Origin of the sequence: Rhodococcus sp. 66b, assembly GCF_002076325.1 — a bacterium.
GTDB classification, from domain to species: Bacteria; Actinomycetota; Actinomycetes; order Mycobacteriales; family Mycobacteriaceae; genus Rhodococcus_F; species Rhodococcus_F erythropolis.
Map to the genome: position 1 here is coordinate 52,759 of NZ_MUZB01000012.1, position 19,091 is coordinate 71,849.

The window sequence follows — 19,091 nt, forward strand, 5'->3', positions numbered from 1 at the left end:
GCGTCTTCGGGTGCAGTTCTAGTGCCAGAGGCCCAGCGCGAACTCCGCGACGACCACGGAAAGTAGGTAAGAGGCGAGGATCGCGACGATTCCGACGGGCACGATCTTCCAGCCGATCGTCTTGAGCAAGGGAAGGTCCTTGCCGAGGCTGAGACCTGCGACAGTCAAGGTGAGGGTGCAGATCGAGAGAAAGTCGACAGTCCCGACGGTGCTCGAGACGAAATCACCGATGGGGGACCACGGTGTTGTCGCCAAGGCGCCGATGGTGATGATTGCGATCATCGCCGCGATCTTGCCGCGCGTCAGGCGGGCCACGCCGACGCCCAGGAGCAACAATCCGGTGAGGATCAGGTAACCGACGATGATCGATCGAGATACGCCACCCGCTGCGATCGAGGAGACGATGACCCCACCGACGAACAGAATCGGAACGATGGTGGTCAGCGGCACGGTGACGCTCGGCGCAACCGCTCGTGGGGCAGTGTCGGCTTTCCGTTCGCTGGTCGTCTTCGAGCGCTTGGTGAGTGCGCCGTAGATTCGATCGGCAAGGGGGAGTGCGACATACATGCCGACATACACGCCGAGGAGGCCGGTGATGATGTTGGATGTTGCCGCTACGGCGAGTACCTGGTCGGCCATCTCGGGGTGCGCCGAAACGACGCTGGCGGCAGCGGCAGCCATCATCGAGCCGGATCCGACCCCAGCACCCATCGCCAATGCAAGGGGGTCGAAGATGTTGAAGGATGTCGCCAGCGACGCAATCAGGCTGATCAGCACGGCACCGAACAGAGTGCCGAAGACGTACATCGACAGGACACCACGGTACTGGTCGGAATCGGGACCGTAGCGTTCACTGACCATCGCGAAGGACCCCTCGCGGTCGATGGAGAAGGTGGCTCCGACGGTGGCCGGTCCCATCCGAAGGAGTACCGCCAGCGGGAGTGCGAGAGCGATAGTGCCGAACAAGTGTCCCAGTTCCTGCAGTAGCAGGGCGGGGCCCGCCTCGAACAACAGTTGGATGTTCGGGCCGATGGTGAAAGACAGTCTCGCGCAAAGCAAGAGAACAGCCAGCCCCATGATTGCCGAGGCTGCGGCCTGAAGATCGAGGCCGAGAGGTTTCCACTTCTGACTCGAGACGGCACCGCCGGCAATCAGTCCCCACACCATGGGCAAGATCGTGATGGCGGCAGCGCCGACAGGAATCACTGCGGGGCCGATCAGTTGGGCGCCTGCCGCAAGCGCGAGGAGCAGAATCGCCACGATCCACAGCCGTGGCGACCTCAAGGCGAAAACGATCTTTTGCGTCGGGGTTTGATCGCTGACCGGAGAATCGTCATGCGAGACAGGGAATGCTTCGGTCATGTCGGTGTCTTTCTCGAGGGGGCGAACGAACGCAAGAAGCAAGCGTTCTCGAGGTTCAGGATTTGGTGGACTATTGATGTGATGAAGTTAGGATCGATGCGTTTCGATCCTGTTTCGGTGCAGCATTCTTTTGAAAGTGAGGTCCTCGGTGCAGGATCAGGTGCTCAAGGACGAAGATCTTCGGCTGTTGAACGCACTGCAGATCAGGCCGCGAGCCTCGTGGTCCGAGCTTTCACGCGCGATCGGTTCCGACCCGGTCACCCTGACCAGGCGTTGGGAGCGTCTGCACTCGCAAGGGATAGCGTGGATCGCTGCGTACCGTGGGGGTCCCATCGTGTCGGCGACCGCACTGCTCGAGATCGAATGCGCACCGGCACAGACCTTGAGCGTGGCCGAACAGATCGCGCACGATCCCGAAGTTCTCACAGTCGATCTCACAACCGGCAATCGGGATCTACTCGTCACGCTCACCTGCACTGACCTCGATCAATTGTCCAGGTATGTCTTGGAACGAACACGATCGCTGCCGATGGTCACTGCGATGCGAACTCAGATCGTGTCCTCGGCGAATTCCGACGCACGAAACTGGCGTCTACGTGCTCTCGATGCGGAAGAAATTGCCGCGCTCGAGTCGGCCCCGGCGGCGAAGAGTCGTGGGGTACGCGCCAGCGAAGAGGAACAGTCGAAGCTGTTCGACATCCTTTCTCGCGAACCACGAATTACCGTCTCGGCCCTCGCTGCAGCCCTCGGCGTCGCGCCGGCTCGCGCCGGGGCGCTCCTTTCTCACGAGCTGTCGACGGGGCGCCTGGTCGTCCGCACGGAGATTGCTCGGCCCTACTCCGGCTGGCCGGTCTACGCGTGGTATTTCTTACGTCTCGAGGGGCGAAAGGAAGCCATTGCTCAGCGCCTTTCCCTCCTGCGTGAGGCGAGGCTTGTTGCTTCGACGATCGGCAGCTACGACATCGCATTGGCGGTGTGGCTGCGCTCGATCGACGACGTGCAGCGTTTGGAAGGTTATCTCGCCGAGCAGTTTCCGGGCGTATCCGTGGTGGACCGGTCGATCGTCCTGCGTACGCCGCATCATCTACATCGAACAATCGATGTGTCGGGTCGAAGCATGCCGAAGCACGGGTGATCCGTAACGCGTTCGCGCGGATCGGGTGCTCTCCGACTACTGGGCGATCGCCACGTCGACGATCAAGCCGTAGTGATCGGAACCTTCGATCTCGATGCGCTCGAGAGACTTCGCCTGTGCACCCCGCAGAAGTACATGGTCGATGCCGACGATCGCGGGAAATTTTTTGTCCGCCGGGTAGGTGCGAACGATGCCGACTCCCAATTGGCCTGCGGTATCGGAGTAGCCGACGTCGAGAAGGTCACGGAATTGCTTGTGCGTGAAGGTCGTGTTGAAATCGCCACTGACGACGACGGTTCCCTCCGCGGCAGCGGCGTCGAGCGCGTTTCGCAAAGTGCTCAGCTCGGCAGTCCACACGTCGGGCGGGGTCACGTACGCCGGTCCGGGGTGAACCGCCAGAAGGGTGAACGGGGTTGAGAATCCCACTTCGGCAACAAGATTGGTAGGTCCGAAGCCGTTCAATTCCCGAGTTTCCGTCAGCGGATAACGACTGTAAATACCTGCGCCACCGCCGCCGGCCTCGTCCGGTACCAAGTAGTGATGCGGCAGCAGTTGCTCGAGCCCTTGATCTCTCAGAGAGCCTTCGAGTGATGTGGTCAGTTCCTGAACCGTCAGGACATCGACTGCCTTCTCGCGCACCGTCGCAGTCAAACTGACGGGGTCTGCCTGCCCGAAGAGAAGGTTCGCTTGCATTACACGCAGAGACGGCCCGTCGATTTCGGAACTGTTTGCTACATACAGTGGACTGATCACCGACGCGCCCACCGCTATCAGTACCACCGAAATCGCCAGCAGGATCCAGCGGCGAAAAACCAGGCATATCAGGGACGCTGCGAGTGTGACTGCAAGCAGCATCGGGACAAAGGAGGCCACGGCGATCAACGGGTTGATCGGCTTGGTGGAGTACAACGAGATCAGCGCAATGACACCGACGGCAATCCCACCCACCCCGGCGACCTGAGCGATACGGCGAGCCGGAACGTTGTCCGTCGTGAATCCCATACCAAACGGTACCTAATGCAGCTTAGGCTCCCGATTGCCTGGCGTTGTCAGTCGCCGGTTCGGGTGCGGAATGCGTTCACGGCCGCTTCGATGGTCGGGTAGAAGTGCGTCGAATCGAACCTGTCGCCGACCCCGAATCGGATGAGTCGATCCTTGATCGGACCTTTCATCTCCGCGAATGCCAATCGAATTCCTTTGCCCTCCAAAAATGTATCCAGATCGACGAGTTCGTCGACGGCGGTCGTGTCGAGCCCGGTGATCGGCTCGGCGGCAATGACCACCCATTCGACCGGGTCGGGTGCCTTGGCGACGACGGAGCGAACGTACTCGTCGAAGATCTCGCCGTTCGCGAAAAACAGTGGTGCGTCAAATCTCACCAACACGAGGCCGGGGATGCGATGTCCGTCCGGGTGGCGTTCGACGTCGTGGAATCCCGCGGGTTCGCCCGTCTCGACGAGTTCGGTTCGATGTGGCTGCCATACCTGCGCGATGACCGCTACGAAGGAGAGTCCGATCGCAACAAGGATGCCTTGAAGCACCCCGACCAGGGCAACGCCCAGAAACGCCGCGACGGCGAGGCCGAATTCCACGGTGCTCATGCGCCACATGCGGACCATGCCGCCCACGTCGATCAGTGCACACGCGGCGACGATGACGACGGCGGCCAGTGTTGCATCGGGCAGATATGCCGTCAGTCCGGGAGCGACGAGGACAAACACCAGGACGGCGAGTGCTCCGACGACACCGGCCAATTGTGTATGCGCCCCACTCTGTTCGGCTACCGGCGTCCGTGATCCGCTCGCCGATATCGGAAATCCGCCGAACAGTCCGCCGGCCACGTTCGCGACACCGATCGCCTTCATCTCGGTACTGCCGTTCACGTCCTCGCCGTGGCGGGCGGCGAAGGTGCGCGAGAGAACGCCGGTGTCGGCGAAGGCAATCAGCGCGATACCTGCCGCCGGTCCGATCAGGTGCCCGACGTCCTGCCAGGTGACTCCACCGAGAGAGGGGAGGGGAAGTCCTTCCGGCAGTGCGCCGACCATGCCGATGTCATCGGTGAGACCGGCGGCGGCGGACAAGACTATTGCCGCGACGACGGCGACCAGCACTCCGGGTACAACAGGTACCCAGAGCCGGAAGACCACAATGACAATGAGCGAACCCACGCCGATGACGGCAGCGAGGGGATCGACATCTCCACCGGCCAGAGCCTTTCCGATCTCACCGATTTCACCGAGGAGGCCGGACGCGTCGACGGAGAAACCGAGCAGCTTGGGAATCTGACCGATTACGACGACGAGCGCGATGGCGTTGAGGTAGCCGAGGCGGATCGGTTTCGAGAGGAGTTCGGTCACGAAACCCAGACGCAGGAATCCGCCGATCACCAGGATGAGCCCGACAAGAACGGCGAGAACTCCGGCTAGTGCAAGCGCGTTCTCCGAATCGCCGACCACCGCCAGCGGTATGACTGCGGCGGCGATGAGCGGTGCCAGCGACGAATCAGGTCCGAGTACAAGAATCTTCGACGGTCCGACTACCGCGTACGCGAGCAACGGCACGATGGTTGCGTACAGACCGGCGTACGCGGGCAATCCGGCGGCCTCGGCGTAGCCCATCCCCGCCGGGATCAGCAGGGCCGTCAAGACGAGCCCGGCTGTGATGTCGGTTCGCAGCCATTCGCGGCGGTACCCGCGGGCAGTCGCGATCCCCGGTAGCCGACCTAGACCCTCCGTCCACGTCATCGTGTGATTGTCCCTCCCTCAGCGGAGTGACGGGCGCGCTCGGGGGCAACTGCAGTGGTCGCGGTGATGGCGACAGGTGTCGGTGAGAGGCGGCGGCGTCGGATCGCCTTTTCCAACTCGACGACAACCGGGATGATCAGCGACCAGCCTAGGCAGACGAGCCACTGGGCGCCGGTCAGTGAGGTTGTCATGAGGAGATCCTGGAGAACACCCGCCTCGACGGCAAATACGGTCACGACCGTGGGGATGGTCAAGATTTTGATGGCACCGAGAACCGGCGGAACAAGTCCGGACTCGGGATCACGCCGCATGGTCAACCCAGCGAATATCGAACCGAGAGAGAGCACGACGAATGCGGTGGTCATGGGGACATTCGCCTCAGTAGTACTCATTTCGCCGGGCGCGAGAAGCATCGCTGCGAGTGTCACGGCAAATTGCAAGACGCCGTACGCGAGCCACTGAGCGACTGCGCTTCGATGTGCGATCGGCATCTTGGGATCGCGTGGCGGCTTGTTCATCAGATCCGGTGGCGGCGGGTCGAGCATGATCACGGCGACGGGGAACAGTGTGATGAAGAAGTGCTGGAACAGCACCATCAGCGGTGTCAGTGCCACACCCTCGTTGATGTTGAAGATGCTCGCGGCGAGGAAGAGGAGAACCAACGAGAAGAGTTTCGACATCTGGTAGCGGATGTACGAGACGATCTTCCCGTAGATGTTGCGGCCCAGGGTGATCGCGGTGATGAGGGTTCCGAAGTTGTCGTCGGTGAGCACCATCTTGCCCGCCTGTTTGGTTACCTCACTGCCCGAGCCCATGGCGACGCCGATATCGGCCTTCTTCAACGCGGCGGCGTCGTTGACAGCATCTCCGGTCATCGCGACCACGGCGCCACCGCTCTGCATGACATCGACCAAGCGAAGTTTGTCCTGCGGAGTGACTCGGCCGAACACGTGCAGGTTCGGCAACGCGGCCGAGAGTTCGTCATCGGTCATCGCTTGCAATTCGGCTCCGCCGACCGCGCCCGGGCCGAGTCCGAGTTCGGCACCGATCGCGGCGGCGGTGATGGCATGGTCGCCGGTGATCATGCGGACCTCGATGCCGGCCCGGTGTGCGGTTCGCACCGAATCGACCGCCTCCGGACGCAGCGGGTCGATGATGCCTGCCATACCGACAAACGTCAGGTTCTCGACAAAGGACATAGGGTCCGCCACGACAGCGTCTTCCCGTCCGTCGAGTCGTCTGACCGCGAATGCCAGCACCCGAAGACCCTTCTCGGACATGGACTGATTTGCTGCCGTGAGTTCGTCTCGGACTTCCTCGATCGGTACCTGCCGGCGGCCGGGGAGAAAGGCCGAAGAACAACGAGCGAGGACGACATCGGGTCCGCCCTTGACCAATCCGACGAACTGACTTGAGCCGTCGACTTCGAGATGGTGGTACGTGGCCATGAACTTGTACGCGGAATCGAACGGAACCGTCGCCACCCGCGGGTAGGTCCGTCTGGTGAGTGGGGCGTCGGCACCGATCTTTGCCGCGAGCACCACGAGTGCGGCCTCGGTCGGGTCGCCGACAACTTCCCCGGAATCGGAAACCGTTGCATCGCTGTCGAGACACAGTCCGTATGCGAGAAGGGTGAAGTCGGGCGGTGCCTCGCCGGCAACCTGCGTGATCCTTCCCGCTTTGGCGTAGCCTTCGCCGTCGACTGTGTACCAACGGCCGTGGACGTACAGCGATCGGACGGTCATCTGGTTCATGGTCAGCGTGCCGGTCTTGTCCGAGTTGATTGCACTGGTCGCGCCGAGAGTTTCGACGTCGGTCAGGTTCTTCACGACGGCCTTGGCATCGGCCAGTTGACGGGCCCCGTAGGCCAGCATTGCCTGGACGAAGGTTGGCAGGCCGGTCGGAATCGCGGACACTCCCATCGCGATACCAAGGAGCAGAAGCGTTGTCAGGTCCTGACCACGAATGAGTCCGATGACGACGATGACGATCACGGCCGTCCACGCGATGATGCCGAGAAGTTTGGTGAGAGAGTCCAATTCTCGTTGCAGTGGCGACTTGCCAGGGGCGACGGCCGACAACATCGACGCGATCTGGCCGATCTGCGTCTGCATTCCGGTCTCGGTGACCACCATGGTCGCTGTGCCGCGGGTGACCGAGGTGTTCTGGAACACCAGATTGCTGCGGTCTCCGAGTGGAATATCCTCATTGCTCAGCGTTTTCGGGTCCTTCGGGATCGGCGCGCTTTCCCCGGTCAATGCGGCTTCCTGTGTCTCCAGGGTGGTCGAGGCGAGCAACCGCCCGTCGGCAGCGATGATGTCTCCTGCCTCGACTTGGACGACGTCACCCGGCACCAGTTCGGTAGCGTCGAGCTGAATCAGGTTCCCGTCACGAATGACACGTGCTTGGGGTGTCTGCATCTTGGCGAGCGCGTCGACGCTGGCCCGTGCCTTCAACTCCTGTCGAGTTCCGAGGACGATGTTGAGCACGACGAGCACCGCCACCACGATCGCTGTCGGCACTTCACCGATGGCGATGCTGACCGCGGCCACGGCGACGAGCATCAAGTTCATCGGATCTTTCAGTTGCAGCAGTGCGATCGACCACGTCGACGGCGGTGGCGTCGAGGTGATTTCGTTCGACCCGTAGCGTTGTCGACGTTGGTCGGCCTCACTCGATTGCAGTCCGCGCTGCTGGTCCGACTGCAGTACGGACACGACTGATTCGCCACTCTGCGCATGCCACGGCGTGGGGCTCATGACCGCACGTCCTTTCCTTGGCGATCGTCAATACCGGGTCGGAATCCAGTGAAGCGGTTGTTTGGGCGTCTGGTAGCCGTGGGCCTTCTGCCGTTTCGGCAGGGTGATGTCAGTGGATTGCACGGGCTCGTAGGGGATCTGACTCAAAATGTGACTGATGATGTTGAGTCGTCCGCGTTTCTTGTCGTCGTTGTTTGCGACATACCAGGGCGCCCAGCCGGTGTCGGTGAAGCGAAACATCTCGTCGCGAGCACGCGAGTAGTCGTACCAATGACTGAACGACTTCAGATCGAGATTCGACAGCTTCCAGATCTTTCGAGGATCGTCGATCCGGCTTTGCAGACGTAAGAGCTGCTGTTCTTCGCTGACCTCGAGCCAGTACTTGAGCAGGATGACTCCCGATTCCACGATCGCGCGTTCGACGGTCGGAATGAGCTGGAGAAATTGATGAGCCTGTTCTTCGGTGCAAAAGCCCATCACTCGTTCGACTCCGGCACGGTTGTACCAACTTCGGTCGAAGATGACGATCTCGCCCGCCGCCGGGAGATGTGGGACGTAACGCTGGACATACATCTGCGAATGCTCTCGCTCGGTAGGCGCCGGTAGAGCAACCACCCGGAACACTCGTGGACTCACGCGTTCGGTGATGGCTTTGATTACTCCGCCCTTCCCCGCGGTATCTCGGCCTTCGAACACGATGCAGACCTTGGCGCCAGACGATTTGACCCACTCCTGCAAAGCCACGAGCTCACCGTGCATCGGCTTGAGTTCGTGGCGGTATACCTTGTTCTTCATCGGTTTTTCTGCGACGAGTGCCGCGTCGTCGTGAAGAATCCGAGCGTTCTTTCCCACTTCCACTCCTTGGAGACGTGAGCGCGCGGGGCATCGTCCGCTCGTATGTGTATGCCCCGTATTCGGTCAACCTATTCTCTCCGGGATCGCGACTCGAATCGTGTTGTTTTCGAGCCCGTTTCGAGTCTTGACGGTGTCAGCGATCGGCGCGAGTATTAATTGATGACTGGCGACGAAGAGTTGCTCCACGTCGAGCGGGTGATCACTCGCCTGATTTCCCGGTATCCGAATGTTCCTCCACCGGAGATCGAAAACAGAGTGCGAACAATTCACCAACGTTTTGCGGGGTGTCGGATACGTGATTTCGTGCCTCTCCTTGTCGAAAAGGCGGCCAGACACGAGATCTCGAACCGGATGATCGTGATTCCGATAATGGATGAACGGTCCGCAGTGCTGAACCCTCTCGAACTGTAGCCGGAACGGACGTCGTCGGCGCATACTGAAATGACCTTGGACCAGGGAGTTTTGGCCGACTGCAGATTTCAGGCGCGGAATGTCAGCCTCCCGAACTCCTTATGTGTAAACCGAGTACAGGGAGCGTTGACATGGAAGGTTTCTGGGAATTCTTCTGGTTCATCTTCGTCTGCTTTGCCTTTGTGGCGTATTTGAGCGTGTTGTTCTCGATCATCACCGACTTGTTCCGTGATCACGAGACTTCGGGTTGGGCCAAGGCGTTGTGGATGATTTTCCTCTTCGTCATTCCATTCTTGTCCGCGATGATCTACGTGGTTGTCAAGAATGACGGAATGACTCGGCGGTCGATGGAGGCCGCTCAACAGCACATACACGCGCAGAGTGACTACATTCGAACCGTCGCCGGCAGGTCTCCGACTCAGCAGATTGCCGACGCCAGAGAGCTTCTCGACTCCGGCGCGATCAACGAAGAGGAATTCCAGGCAATCAAGGCAAAGGCGCTGGCGTAGTTTTCGTATCTTCTGCCCCAGGCCTGGCGTCGTCGGTTCCGGCGTCGTCAGGCCGGGCGTCCTGCGCGGCGGCGCGTGCGGGACGAACCAGCACTTCGAGAGCTACGAGTGCAACCAGCGCAATGACGACGATCCAACCCACGACCAAACCGGTGGGGTAGCGCCAGAAGAGCAGCAACAATGCGGCGATGCCGATGATGGCGCAGCGCAGCGGAACACGAAGCTGATTGGCCCACCGCTCCACCTGATTCGGCGTACGGCCGCTTGAAGAATGCCGGACGAAGTCCAATGCCTGCCCGTAGCCTCGTCGAACGGCGATCGCCGACGACGACCCACCGACCAGGTAGGCGCCGAGCCCGACCACCACGCCGAGGACCGCAACCGCTCGCAGGCTCGTGCGCAGTGGTACCAGAACTGTGTCGATGACGGCAGTCGCGGCGTCTGGCGAGAGGATATCGGTGGGCACACTGTCGAGGTAGATTGCGCGTCCGATGAGAATTCCGATCGCGAGAACCAGCATTCCCAACGCAATCGACAAGCCGACCAGGGACAGTGCGCGGAGCCTGCGACCGGTTGGCGCAACGGCGACAGCGGCTGCCGCGCAAGCGATTCCCAACCACGGCAGCACCGCTGAGACCTTGTCGAGTGCCGAGACGGCTCGCTGAGCCTTCACCAGCTCGGGGGACTGGAAGAGAACAAATTCCTTGTCCACGGAGGGGATTTTGTCTGCGAAGGCGAAGCCGCGGTCGATCAAAGCTGTTTTGACCCTGTCGATGATCGTACTGAGCGAAATGCTGACGGTTCCGCTCTGATCGACTTCGACGGAATTGGGGCCGTAATCTCCGGTCATGACCGAGACCAGTGCGTTGTGCGCCGATCGGTTCGCTTGAATCCACAAGTCCTCGAACTGTTGTGACCGAACGAGCGAGCCCACCGTGTCATGAACAAAGCTCTTTGCCTGGCCGGCGATCACCGGTGCCAACCCCACTACGGCTTGATCCAGACGCGGCGCGTTGGCCGCAAGATTCGACACGTCGGTCAGTGCGGTGAGTGCGTCGGTGGTGAGCCCCTCGACGTCGACACGATCGAAGATCTCGTCGGTGATCTGATTCGTGATCTCGGCCTGAACGGCGGGGTTTTCGCCCAGTGGCGCGACCGTACTGACGTAGCGGTCCGTGTCGAGTATCTGACTACGGGTGAAGCGGGTGGTCACGGACAAGACGGCAAGGAGCGCGACCAACACCAGCAGTATCGCCACGGCAGTCCACCGCAGTCCGTGTCGAGGTGGCCGGGAGACTTGCTCGACGGTCGTTTCGCGGGCGCTGGGAGTCTGCTCGCGGAGCGTTGCAACCTCTTGCCGCAACCTGGATAGTTCGGCACGTTCGTCCTCCTGGAGTGGGCCGTCGTTCGTGCCGTTTGCCATCATGTTCCTCTCCGGAGGGAAACTGCTGCCGCACAGATGAAAACGCTGAATTCGATGGGTGGATCCGGAGTCGAGACCTCAGATCACGTCGGGATTCCATGTCGCGACAGCCCAGATGACGAATACGTCGAGCGCGATGATGGTGATCGACCACCACGGAGAGTGGGGTAGCCACAGGAAATTCGCGAGGATCGACAGCGAACAGAAGATTATCGCGCCTACCCGTGCCCACGTCGCGCCGGTGAAGAGCATGATTCCGACAGCGGTGACGAGCACGCCGAGTACGAGGTGAATCCATCCCCAGGAGGTGAGGTCGAATTGGTACGCGTATTCAGGGCCGACGACGGTCACATCGTCTTTGGATATCGCCGAGATGCCTTGGAGAATTTCGAGCACGCCGACGGTGACGAGAAGAACGGCTCCGCCCAGCGCGCTTCCTTTTGCCACACCTTGCTTGACCAGTGATTCCTCGGCCATGACCGCCCCTTGGTATCAAGTGCGAAATTGCCTGGCGTAACTCCGTATTGCGACCATTTACGGTGGTGAAGTATCCCGCCACGGGGCAAATCAAACATTGAGCGCTGGATATCCTCGCGATATTCGCTCGCCCACGAATCCGAGAGGATCTACCGTGACGGCATGGATGTGGAGGACGCAGGCCTGACGCCGACGACTGCGCCGGTAACAATTCGGACGGATCGACTGGTGCTTCGTACCTACCGTCCCGGCGATCATCAGGACCTTCTCACCTTCTACGGGCGTAGCGACGTGTGCCGGTATTTGTTCAACGAACCCTGGAGCCCGGACGATGCGCGAGAGGCAGTGCAGACCAGAATGTCTCGCCGCGACCTGGCAGCGGGCGCGGTGGCTCTTGTTGTCGGATACGAGGGCCGGGTTGTCGGAAGCGTGAGTGCATGGCTAGTCGACGAATCAGGGGACGCTGTCGATACCGAGCGCACCGCCGAAGTCGGGTGGGCATTCTCGCCCGACTTCGGCGGCCGAGGATTCGCGACGGAAGCTGTGACCGCTCTGATCGACCTGGTCTTCGCGACACCCCGATTGCGCCGCGTGGTCGCGCAGATGGATGCGAGAAACGAATCCTCGGCGCGACTCGCGCGGCGAATCGGGTTGCGGCGAGAGGCGCATTTTCGGCAGAACGCGTGGATCAAGAACGAGTGGACCGACACTGTGGTTTTTGCAACGCTGCGCAGTGAGTGGCCTACAAGTCTCTGATCAGGAGGGCCGAGCTGCTACTTCGCAACCAGTTCGGTCAACTGGGGGACCAGCTCGTCAGTTGCCCATGGAACGCTCAAAACGCTGACGTACATGGTGGCGGCTGTCAGGCGATTGTCGGTGATCCACAAGTCCTTCCCGTTGGCGATAACCGGCCACCGTGCGAACAGGGTGTTGGCCAACGTGCTGTCGACTTCCGACTGATCGCTTGCCCATCCGAGATATACGTCGGTGTTTATCGTGTCGAGCTTTTCCATGCTGATGCCGAACAGGAACGAGTCGCCTGCAAAGTTCTTGGCACCGTTGACCACGTCGGGAGCAACTGTGAGCCCGAGGTTTTCGACGAACTTCACGCGCGGATCGTCCGGGCCGTAGATGGCGGTCTCGGTTTCGCCTTCGCGGATGTAGGACCCGAAGGCGAACGTGACTCCATTGAATTCAGGATGGCTGGTCTTCGACTCTTCCACCGTCTTTTCGACGGACTTGATCAAATCCGCGGTCTGGGCCGGGCGCCCCAAGGCCTTGCCGACATCGGTGGCGAGGTTTTGCCACGAACTCGGCTGGTACGGCTTGGTGTCGTAGGGGAGTGTCGGGGCGATCGAGCTCAGGCGCTGATAGTCCTGCTCGGAGAAACCGGAGTACGGGGCCAGAATCAGGTCGGGTGCGGCATTGAGGATTTGCTCGAACAGAAGCTCACCGCTGTCGGAGTAGTACGGCGCCGGTGTGGGCAGCGGCTGGCCCGACTTCTCGAGTTCCGCGCGCGTCCACGGGAGGAAGCCGTCGGCGTCGCCGGCCCACGAGTCCTTCTGCATTGCAATCGGAGTGACGCCGAGGGCGATGACAGTGTCGGCCGCTGCGGAATCGAGGGTGAGGATCCTGGTCGGTTCCTTGTCGATGGTGGTGCCGCCGAATGCGTGCTCGATCGTGACGGGGTATGCGCCGTCCTCGACAGCAGATGCCGACGAACTATTTTCCTGGGCGTCCGATGACGACTGCGTGCAGGCGGTCAGAGGCAGTGCGGCCGCCACCATCAGCGCAACGACAATTCGCCTCTTCCGTTGGGGACGAATTCTCTGACGGGCAGATCTGAACACGCGAAACTCCTCGGGATAGATCGGGGAAGTGCTTGCACGACTCAGTGCGGTACGCACATGAGAGCAGGCTTACCTAAGTGAATGTAGGGCGCGTGCGTGTAGCGAAGGGGCCAGCAGATGTCGACAACAGGTCAGGCTCGAGTCAGTTGACAGCGGCGAGCGCATTGCCAGGGGTGTAGCCGACCGTCTTACGAAAAGCAGCGATGAACGAGCTCGACGTCCCGTAGCCGACTCGACGGCTGACGGCGTTCACACTCATCCCGGTCCCCAGCATGCCCAGTGCTGTGCTCATGCGAACTAGAGTGCGCCATTGCGCAAAACTCAGCGCAAGTTCCGCGGCAAAAATCCGGGTGACCGTGCGTCGGCTGAGGTTGAGAACGTGCGCCCACTGGTCGAGTGACCGATCGTCGGCGGGATCCGACAACACTTTGTCGACGAGTTGTCGAAGCCGGGGATCGCGGGGGATCGGTACGTCGAAGTGAGGTGCCGATGCCGGGGTGAGGAGATCGACACAGACCTGCTGTGCCCGAAGGCGTTGTTCTGCAGGCATTCCGGTATGGGCGAGGTGTATCAGCAGTACCCGGGCTGCCTCACTCAAGGTCACGATGCACGGTTCGTTCCAGGTGGGAGTCCACAACTCGGGGGTGAAGAGAGTGGCGCGGAATGCGACGTGGGGATTGGCTTGACCTTCGTGGAGGACCCCGCGAGGGATCCACAGGCCGACGCCGGGCGTGACGGTCCAGAGTTGATTGTCGATGATCATGTTGACGACGCCGCGGTCGGACCAGATGAGTTCGTGCTCGGCATGAGCGTGCTGTGGCCACTGGGTGATGTGGTCGGTCTCGACGATGTACGTCGTCAGTTGGAACGGCGCCGGGACGGCGCGCGCCATCGGAGTGTGGCGGTCGGAATCCGACAGGGGGAGGCCACCGTCGATTTCACGAAGGGCAGGGATCGGCACCGCGGACTACCTCCAAAGCAAAGTTAGGTAAACCTTACACCCTGTTTGCTGGGTTCAGTGGCCCGCACCGAGTTCGATGAGAAGCACGCCTGCCGCGATAAGGCCGATCCCCACGATCATGAGCTTGGTCAGCGGTTCGCGAAAGAGAATGCGGGATGCGATTGCTGTCAGCGCCACCCCGCAAGCAGTCCAGATGCCGTACGCAACGCCGATCGTCAGGCCCGCGTCGAGTGCGAGCGTGAGGAAAGCGAAAGCGGCGAGGTACCCCACGGTGACAACCGCGAGCCATCGTTTGTCGCTGCCGTCCTGCGACGCCATCCGTAGTGACAACGTCGCGGTGACCTCGGAAATAATTGCAGCGATCAGAAATACGAAAGTCATGCCGGGTCCGCCGGCCCGCTGTCGGCAGCAACCTGGGAACCGAGTTCAACGCAGAGGACTCCGCCGATGACCAGGGCAATGCCGACGCCCATCGTGGCTGTCAGGGGGTCGCCGAAAAGGAAAGTCGCGAACACCGCGGTCAGGACAACTCCGGTTGCGCCCCAGATTCCGTATGCAACACCGAGTCCCATGCCCTCCCGCAGGACGAACGACAACGCGGTGAATGCTGCGAGATATCCGCCGACGACCACGACGTACCAGGCGGGGTGATCGAGGGCCGCGCGCAGAGACAGAGTCGCAGACACCTCGGTCAGGATCGCGGTGATCAACAGGAGCCATTTCTTCACGGTTCGGATTCTGTCAGGCTCCACCGATTCCGGTCGCGCACTACGGTTGAGACATGACGTGCGTGCTGCTCGGCGGAATCCGCCAAGGTGACATCCGCCACGATGTGTCCGGTGGCGATATAACCGCGACGCCGATTCTCGACTGGGGCCACGATGACGTGGCTCGCCTCTACGAGGACATTGCAGAAGGTGCGATCAAGTCGGCGCAGGAGTTCCTGGTGTCGGCGCATCGCAGCGTCGCTGCAAATATTCGGGCGGTGTACGGCCTCGACGACCGGCAACCCGTCTCGGTGACATTGAGTCGAGAGCGCGGATCCTGCAGTCAGAGACTGGCTATCGTCGAAGCGTTGGCTCGCCGCCGAGGTATCGCCACCCGAGTTCACGGTCTCGTACTTCGTGGGGAGTTCTGGTACCCGAGATTTCGGCGTCTACATGCGGTGATTCCGAAGTCAGTGCTGCTGGCGTGGCCGGAATTTCTGGTCGACGGACGCTGGCAGGACATCTCCGAGATCGTTTCACCTGCGGTGGTCTCAGCGCTCGAACCGTTCACGAACACCGGCGAGGAGACACTGTTCGACGCGATCGGACGCGCTCCGATCAGTTGGGGCAAATCAATTTCGTGCGATTGCTTGGACTTCTCCGAATTCGTCGACCGTGATCTGGGCACCTTCGAATCTCGCGACAAGCTCTTCGAGGAATTCGGACAGACGATGTCGACCCCCATCAGAATTCTCGTCGATCCGGTTTTCCGGAACTGGAGTGCATCCGGCTGACGCGCGACGCGAGGTCTAGGCTGTTCTGCATGTCTGTGCGTACCCCATTGGTCCCTGGAACCGTCTCTCCCGTCCTCGCTGTGCCCTCGAAGATCGAGCGGCCCGAGTACGCATGGAAGCCGACCGCCAAAGAGGGCAACGAGCCCTGGGTTCAGACGCCGGAGACGATCGAGGCGATGCGCATCGCCAGCAAGATCGCTGCCGGCGCGCTGCAGGAAGCCGGCAAGGCTGTCGCTCCCGGTGTCACGACCGACGAGCTCGACCGCATCGCACACGAGTTCATGCTCGACCACGGCGCATACCCGTCGACGTTGGGCTACAAGAGCTTTCCCAAGTCGTGCTGCACGTCTCTCAACGAGGTGATCTGCCACGGAATCCCCGACTCGACCGTGATCCAGGACGGAGACATCGTCAATATCGACGTCACCGCGTACATCAACGGAGTGCACGGGGACACCAATGCGACGTTCCTCGCCGGTGACGTGTCCGAAGAGAACCGCTTGCTCGTCGAGCGCACACACGAGGCAACGATGCGGGCCATCAAAGCCGTCAAGCCCGGCCGCGCGCTCAACGTGATCGGACGCGTCATCGAGTCCTACGCCCATCGGTTCGGGTACGGCGTCGTCCGGGACTTCACCGGACACGGAATCGGCGAGACCTTCCACAACGGCCTCGTGATCCTGCACTACGACGAGCCCGCGGTCGAGACGATCATCGAACCGGGCATGGTCTTCACGATCGAACCGATGATCAACCTCGGTGGTATCGACTACGAGATCTGGGAGGACGGCTGGACCGTCGTCACCAAGGACCGTAAGTGGACGGCGCAGTTCGAGCACACCTTGGTGGTCACCGAGACCGGTGCAGAGATTCTCACCCTGCCTTGAGTTCGGCGATGCGCGGCGCTCTGCTGGTAGCCGGCACTACTTCCGACGCAGGCAAGAGCGTTCTGGTAGCCGGATTGTGTCGCATGTTGGCGCGTCGAGGCGTCCGAGTGGCGCCGTTCAAGGCACAGAACATGTCGAACAACTCCGTGGTCACGCTGGACGGCGGAGAGATCGGCCGTGCGCAGGCACTTCAGGCGCGGGCATGCGGTCTGGAGCCGAGTGTTCGATTCAATCCCGTGCTGCTCAAGCCGGGGAGTGATCGCACTTCGCAACTGGTCGTTCGGGGCAAGGCGATGACCACGGTGGGTGCTTGCGATTACATGCAGCATCGGCAGTGGCTTCGCGCCGTCGTGGCCGAAGATCTCGAATCGCTTCGATCCGAGTTCGACGTCGTGATCTGTGAAGGCGCCGGTTCACCGGCCGAAATCAACTTGCGCGCAACGGATCTTGCCAACATGGGATTGGCTGAGGCTGCGCAGATTCCGGTCGTCGTCGTCGGTGACATCGATCGCGGCGGCGTCCTGGCCCATCTGTTCGGGACCGTTGCTGTGCTCTCGCCGAGCGACCAGGCATTGATCGCGGGATTTGTGATCAACAAATTCCGCGGTGACGTTGCACTGTTGGAACCCGGACTGGATCAACTGCGCAGCCTCACCGGTCGACCCACTCTCGGAGTGATCCCGTTTGCCGACGATCTTTGGCTCGACGCCGAGGATTCGCTTGGCGTCACCGGCAACGCCCCGGTAGGGCGCCCTGGCCCACCCGTCGGTTCGGCCTGGCTCACCGTTGCTGCGGTTCGGCTCCCGCGCATCTCCAACTCGACGGATGTCGAGGCGCTGGCATGTGAACCGGGCGTGGCAGTTTCGTGGGTGACCGATCCGTCGCGGATCCGCGACGCAGACCTCGTGGTGATCCCCGGTAGTAAGTCCACCGTGAGTGACCTCGAGTGGTTGCGGAGTACCGGCCTGGCTGACGAGATCATCGCCCGAGCGGGCCGCGGGCAGGCGGTGCTGGGAGTCTGCGGCGGATACCAGATGCTGGGTAATTCGATCGTCGACGAGGTCGAATCAGGATCAGGGATCACCGCAGGACTCGGTCTGCTGGACCTCGACATCGAATTCGCTTCGGACAAAGTGCTGGCGCAGGTAACCGGTTCCGCCGACGGTATCTCGTTGTCGGGGTACGAGATTCATCACGGACGCGTCGTGCACAACGGGGACCGTCCATTGCTGGCGGACTCGGGCGGTGTGCCGGAAGGCAGTGTGCGAGGGTCTGTTCGAGGGACACACTGGCATGGTCTCCTGGAAAGTGACGACTTTCGGCGCAGCCTGCTGCGTGAGATCGCGGTTCCCGGTTTTGTTGCTGCACCCGACACCTCGGTTGCCGCGGTGCGAGAACAACAACTCGACCTTCTCGCTGATCTCGTCGAGCAGCACCTCGATCAGGATCTACTCGAGAAACTGATCAACGGTGGGGCGCCGATCGGGCTTCCCGTCATTGCCTCCGCACTCGAAGCCTGAGAGCGCTCCCGCGGGCGTCGGCGTGGACGCGGTAGAATAGCCAGGCCTCACTCCCGCGACGGCTCCCTAGTAGGAGTGTGCGCGGTGACAGATCAATTCGACGGCTTGCTTACCGACTTCAGTGACGAGGTGCTGGTCGACTCGGCAATGCTCGGCGATCATGCGGCCTTCGACGTCATCGTTCGCCGATACGGCCCGCACTTGTATCGATTTGCCCGTCGACTCGTCACCAGTGAGAGTGACGTCGACGACATCGTCCAGGAAACCTGCGTTGCCGCCTGGCGCCAACTTCCGGGGTTTCAGCGGCGCTCGAGCATCAAGACCTGGTTGTTCGCGATCTGCTCTCGCAAGATCGCGGATGTCCATCGAAAAGTCGGCTCCTGCGCCGCCGATGTGGACGGACTTCGGGACGAAGTCGATACTCGATTGCGCGATCCGAGCGAGGAAGTATGCGGCACAGCATTTCTCGACGCTCTTGAAGCCGAACTCGATCGTCTACCGCTGCGTCAGCGCGCCGCCTGGGTCTTGCGGGAAGTGGAGGGCATGACGTATCCACAGATCGCAGTTGTCCTGGAACTGAGTCCGGACGCGGTTCGTGGCCAACACACTCGGGCGAGGCGGAATCTGGGTCTCGCGCTCGACCGATGGCGATGACGACTCGGCGGTTTGCCGGGTTCTGTCACCGAACTCACTCTCC

Annotated in this window: 19 protein-coding genes; 8 read left to right on the forward strand and 11 right to left on the reverse strand. The window is 61.4% G+C overall.

Annotated elements, in window-relative coordinates:
- Positions 1-18 precede the first annotated feature (18 nt).
- Positions 19-1,362 carry a DUF3100 domain-containing protein gene (locus B0E55_RS22000; protein WP_020969365.1) on the reverse strand — a complete coding sequence of 448 codons (1,344 nt, stop codon included), beginning with the start codon at positions 1,360-1,362 and terminating at the stop codon, positions 19-21.
- Positions 1,363-1,498: 136 nt separating this feature from the next.
- On the opposite strand from B0E55_RS22000, the gene B0E55_RS22005 reads away from it, so the two are divergent.
- Positions 1,499-2,497 carry an Lrp/AsnC family transcriptional regulator gene (locus tag B0E55_RS22005; protein WP_241896119.1) on the forward strand — a complete coding sequence of 333 codons (999 nt, stop codon included), beginning with the start codon at positions 1,499-1,501 and terminating at the stop codon, positions 2,495-2,497.
- 36 nt (positions 2,498-2,533) lie between these two features.
- On the opposite strand, the gene B0E55_RS22010 is transcribed toward B0E55_RS22005, so the two are convergent.
- The 4 genes from B0E55_RS22010 to ppk2 are packed head-to-tail and all read right to left on the reverse strand — an operon-like array spanning position 2,534 to position 8,795.
- The gene (locus B0E55_RS22010; protein WP_080910466.1) at positions 2,534-3,499 is read right to left on the reverse strand and encodes an endonuclease/exonuclease/phosphatase family protein; all 966 of its coding nucleotides are present in this window, start codon (positions 3,497-3,499) and stop codon (positions 2,534-2,536) included.
- A gap of 47 nt (positions 3,500-3,546) precedes the next feature.
- Entirely contained in the window at positions 3,547-5,241 is a 1,695-nt protein-coding gene (locus tag B0E55_RS22015) for a SulP family inorganic anion transporter (RefSeq protein WP_019748017.1), read from the reverse strand.
- A complete protein-coding gene (locus B0E55_RS22020) occupies positions 5,238-8,000 on the reverse strand; it encodes a cation-translocating P-type ATPase (protein ID WP_080910467.1) in 2,763 nt (920 codons plus the stop codon). The genes B0E55_RS22015 and B0E55_RS22020 overlap by 4 nt, the downstream gene beginning before the upstream one ends.
- Positions 8,001-8,027: 27 nt before the next feature.
- The gene (gene ppk2 / locus B0E55_RS22025) at positions 8,028-8,795 is read right to left on the reverse strand and encodes a polyphosphate kinase 2 (protein ID WP_153212522.1); all 768 of its coding nucleotides are present in this window, start codon (positions 8,793-8,795) and stop codon (positions 8,028-8,030) included.
- A gap of 219 nt (positions 8,796-9,014) precedes the next feature.
- Between ppk2 and B0E55_RS32240 the strand changes: the two genes are divergently transcribed.
- Together B0E55_RS32240 and B0E55_RS22035 are read left to right on the forward strand one after the other, a co-directional pair.
- Positions 9,015-9,266: a three-helix bundle dimerization domain-containing protein gene (locus tag B0E55_RS32240; protein ID WP_019748020.1), complete on the forward strand. Its 252-nt coding sequence runs from the start codon at positions 9,015-9,017 to the stop codon at positions 9,264-9,266.
- Positions 9,267-9,397: 131 nt separating this feature from the next.
- Positions 9,398-9,775: an SHOCT domain-containing protein gene (locus B0E55_RS22035; protein WP_020969370.1), complete on the forward strand. Its 378-nt coding sequence runs from the start codon at positions 9,398-9,400 to the stop codon at positions 9,773-9,775.
- Here the strand turns inward: B0E55_RS22035 and B0E55_RS22040 are convergent.
- Both B0E55_RS22040 and B0E55_RS22045 read right to left on the reverse strand, forming a co-directional pair.
- Entirely contained in the window at positions 9,753-11,198 is a 1,446-nt protein-coding gene (locus B0E55_RS22040; protein WP_080910468.1) for a hypothetical protein, read from the reverse strand. The two genes, B0E55_RS22035 and B0E55_RS22040, sit on opposite strands and share 23 nt — an antisense overlap.
- Before the next feature lie 78 nt (positions 11,199-11,276).
- The gene (locus B0E55_RS22045; protein WP_019748023.1) at positions 11,277-11,675 is read right to left on the reverse strand and encodes a DUF7144 family membrane protein; all 399 of its coding nucleotides are present in this window, start codon (positions 11,673-11,675) and stop codon (positions 11,277-11,279) included.
- 162 nt (positions 11,676-11,837) lie between these two features.
- On the opposite strand from B0E55_RS22045, the gene B0E55_RS22050 reads away from it, so the two are divergent.
- Positions 11,838-12,431, forward strand: coding sequence for a GNAT family N-acetyltransferase (locus B0E55_RS22050; protein ID WP_080910469.1), 594 nt, complete (start codon positions 11,838-11,840; stop codon positions 12,429-12,431).
- Between the two features lie 17 nt (positions 12,432-12,448).
- Here the strand turns inward: B0E55_RS22050 and B0E55_RS22055 are convergent, their stop codons facing one another.
- From B0E55_RS22055 to B0E55_RS22070, 4 genes are all read right to left on the reverse strand, one after another.
- Complete coding sequence (locus tag B0E55_RS22055) at positions 12,449-13,525, reverse strand: ABC transporter substrate-binding protein (RefSeq protein WP_020907401.1); 1,077 nt, start codon at positions 13,523-13,525, stop codon at positions 12,449-12,451.
- Between the two features lie 142 nt (positions 13,526-13,667).
- The gene (locus tag B0E55_RS22060) at positions 13,668-14,486 is read right to left on the reverse strand and encodes a helix-turn-helix transcriptional regulator (protein WP_080910470.1); all 819 of its coding nucleotides are present in this window, start codon (positions 14,484-14,486) and stop codon (positions 13,668-13,670) included.
- A 54-nt stretch (positions 14,487-14,540) separates the two neighbouring features.
- Entirely contained in the window at positions 14,541-14,867 is a 327-nt protein-coding gene (locus tag B0E55_RS22065; RefSeq protein ID WP_019748027.1) for a DMT family transporter, read from the reverse strand.
- Complete coding sequence (locus B0E55_RS22070) at positions 14,864-15,214, reverse strand: DMT family transporter (RefSeq protein ID WP_019748028.1); 351 nt, start codon at positions 15,212-15,214, stop codon at positions 14,864-14,866. Before B0E55_RS22070 ends, B0E55_RS22065 begins: the two co-directional genes overlap by 4 nt.
- A 53-nt stretch (positions 15,215-15,267) precedes the next feature.
- Between B0E55_RS22070 and B0E55_RS22075 the strand changes: the two genes are divergently transcribed.
- The 4 genes from B0E55_RS22075 (at position 15,268) to B0E55_RS22090 (ending at position 19,048) form a co-directional block, all read left to right on the forward strand.
- Positions 15,268-15,987: a transglutaminase domain-containing protein gene (locus B0E55_RS22075; protein WP_080910471.1), complete on the forward strand. Its 720-nt coding sequence runs from the start codon at positions 15,268-15,270 to the stop codon at positions 15,985-15,987.
- A gap of 29 nt (positions 15,988-16,016) precedes the next feature.
- Positions 16,017-16,874, forward strand: coding sequence for a type I methionyl aminopeptidase (map, locus tag B0E55_RS22080; protein ID WP_007734970.1), 858 nt, complete (start codon positions 16,017-16,019; stop codon positions 16,872-16,874).
- Between the two features lie 8 nt (positions 16,875-16,882).
- Positions 16,883-18,394: a cobyric acid synthase gene (locus B0E55_RS22085; RefSeq protein ID WP_080910472.1), complete on the forward strand. Its 1,512-nt coding sequence runs from the start codon at positions 16,883-16,885 to the stop codon at positions 18,392-18,394.
- 84 nt (positions 18,395-18,478) lie between these two features.
- Positions 18,479-19,048 carry an RNA polymerase sigma factor gene (locus B0E55_RS22090; protein WP_020969378.1) on the forward strand — a complete coding sequence of 190 codons (570 nt, stop codon included), beginning with the start codon at positions 18,479-18,481 and terminating at the stop codon, positions 19,046-19,048.
- The last annotated feature ends 43 nt before the right edge of the window (positions 19,049-19,091 follow it).

What these genes read in the sequence shown, in the direction of transcription:
- B0E55_RS22000 (WP_020969365.1), bottom strand. Translation starts at nt 1,362, where the DNA reads ATGACCGAAGCATTCCCTGTCTCGCATGACGATTCTCCGGTCAGCGAT.
- B0E55_RS22010 (WP_080910466.1), bottom strand. Translation starts at nt 3,499, where the DNA reads ATGGGATTCACGACGGACAACGTTCCGGCTCGCCGTATCGCTCAGGTC.
- B0E55_RS22015 (WP_019748017.1), bottom strand. Translation starts at nt 5,241, where the DNA reads ATGACGTGGACGGAGGGTCTAGGTCGGCTACCGGGGATCGCGACTGCC.
- B0E55_RS22020 (WP_080910467.1), bottom strand. Translation starts at nt 8,000, where the DNA reads ATGAGCCCCACGCCGTGGCATGCGCAGAGTGGCGAATCAGTCGTGTCC.
- ppk2 (WP_153212522.1), bottom strand. Translation starts at nt 8,795, where the DNA reads ATGAAGAACAAGGTATACCGCCACGAACTCAAGCCGATGCACGGTGAG.
- B0E55_RS32240 (WP_019748020.1), top strand. Translation starts at nt 9,015, where the DNA reads ATGACTGGCGACGAAGAGTTGCTCCACGTCGAGCGGGTGATCACTCGC.
- B0E55_RS22035 (WP_020969370.1), top strand. Translation starts at nt 9,398, where the DNA reads ATGGAAGGTTTCTGGGAATTCTTCTGGTTCATCTTCGTCTGCTTTGCC.
- B0E55_RS22040 (WP_080910468.1), bottom strand. Translation starts at nt 11,198, where the DNA reads ATGGCAAACGGCACGAACGACGGCCCACTCCAGGAGGACGAACGTGCC.
- B0E55_RS22045 (WP_019748023.1), bottom strand. Translation starts at nt 11,675, where the DNA reads ATGGCCGAGGAATCACTGGTCAAGCAAGGTGTGGCAAAAGGAAGCGCG.
- B0E55_RS22050 (WP_080910469.1), top strand. Translation starts at nt 11,838, where the DNA reads ATGGATGTGGAGGACGCAGGCCTGACGCCGACGACTGCGCCGGTAACA.
- B0E55_RS22065 (WP_019748027.1), bottom strand. Translation starts at nt 14,867, where the DNA reads ATGACTTTCGTATTTCTGATCGCTGCAATTATTTCCGAGGTCACCGCG.
- B0E55_RS22075 (WP_080910471.1), top strand. Translation starts at nt 15,268, where the DNA reads ATGACGTGCGTGCTGCTCGGCGGAATCCGCCAAGGTGACATCCGCCAC.
- map (WP_007734970.1), top strand. Translation starts at nt 16,017, where the DNA reads ATGTCTGTGCGTACCCCATTGGTCCCTGGAACCGTCTCTCCCGTCCTC.
- B0E55_RS22085 (WP_080910472.1), top strand. Translation starts at nt 16,883, where the DNA reads ATGCGCGGCGCTCTGCTGGTAGCCGGCACTACTTCCGACGCAGGCAAG.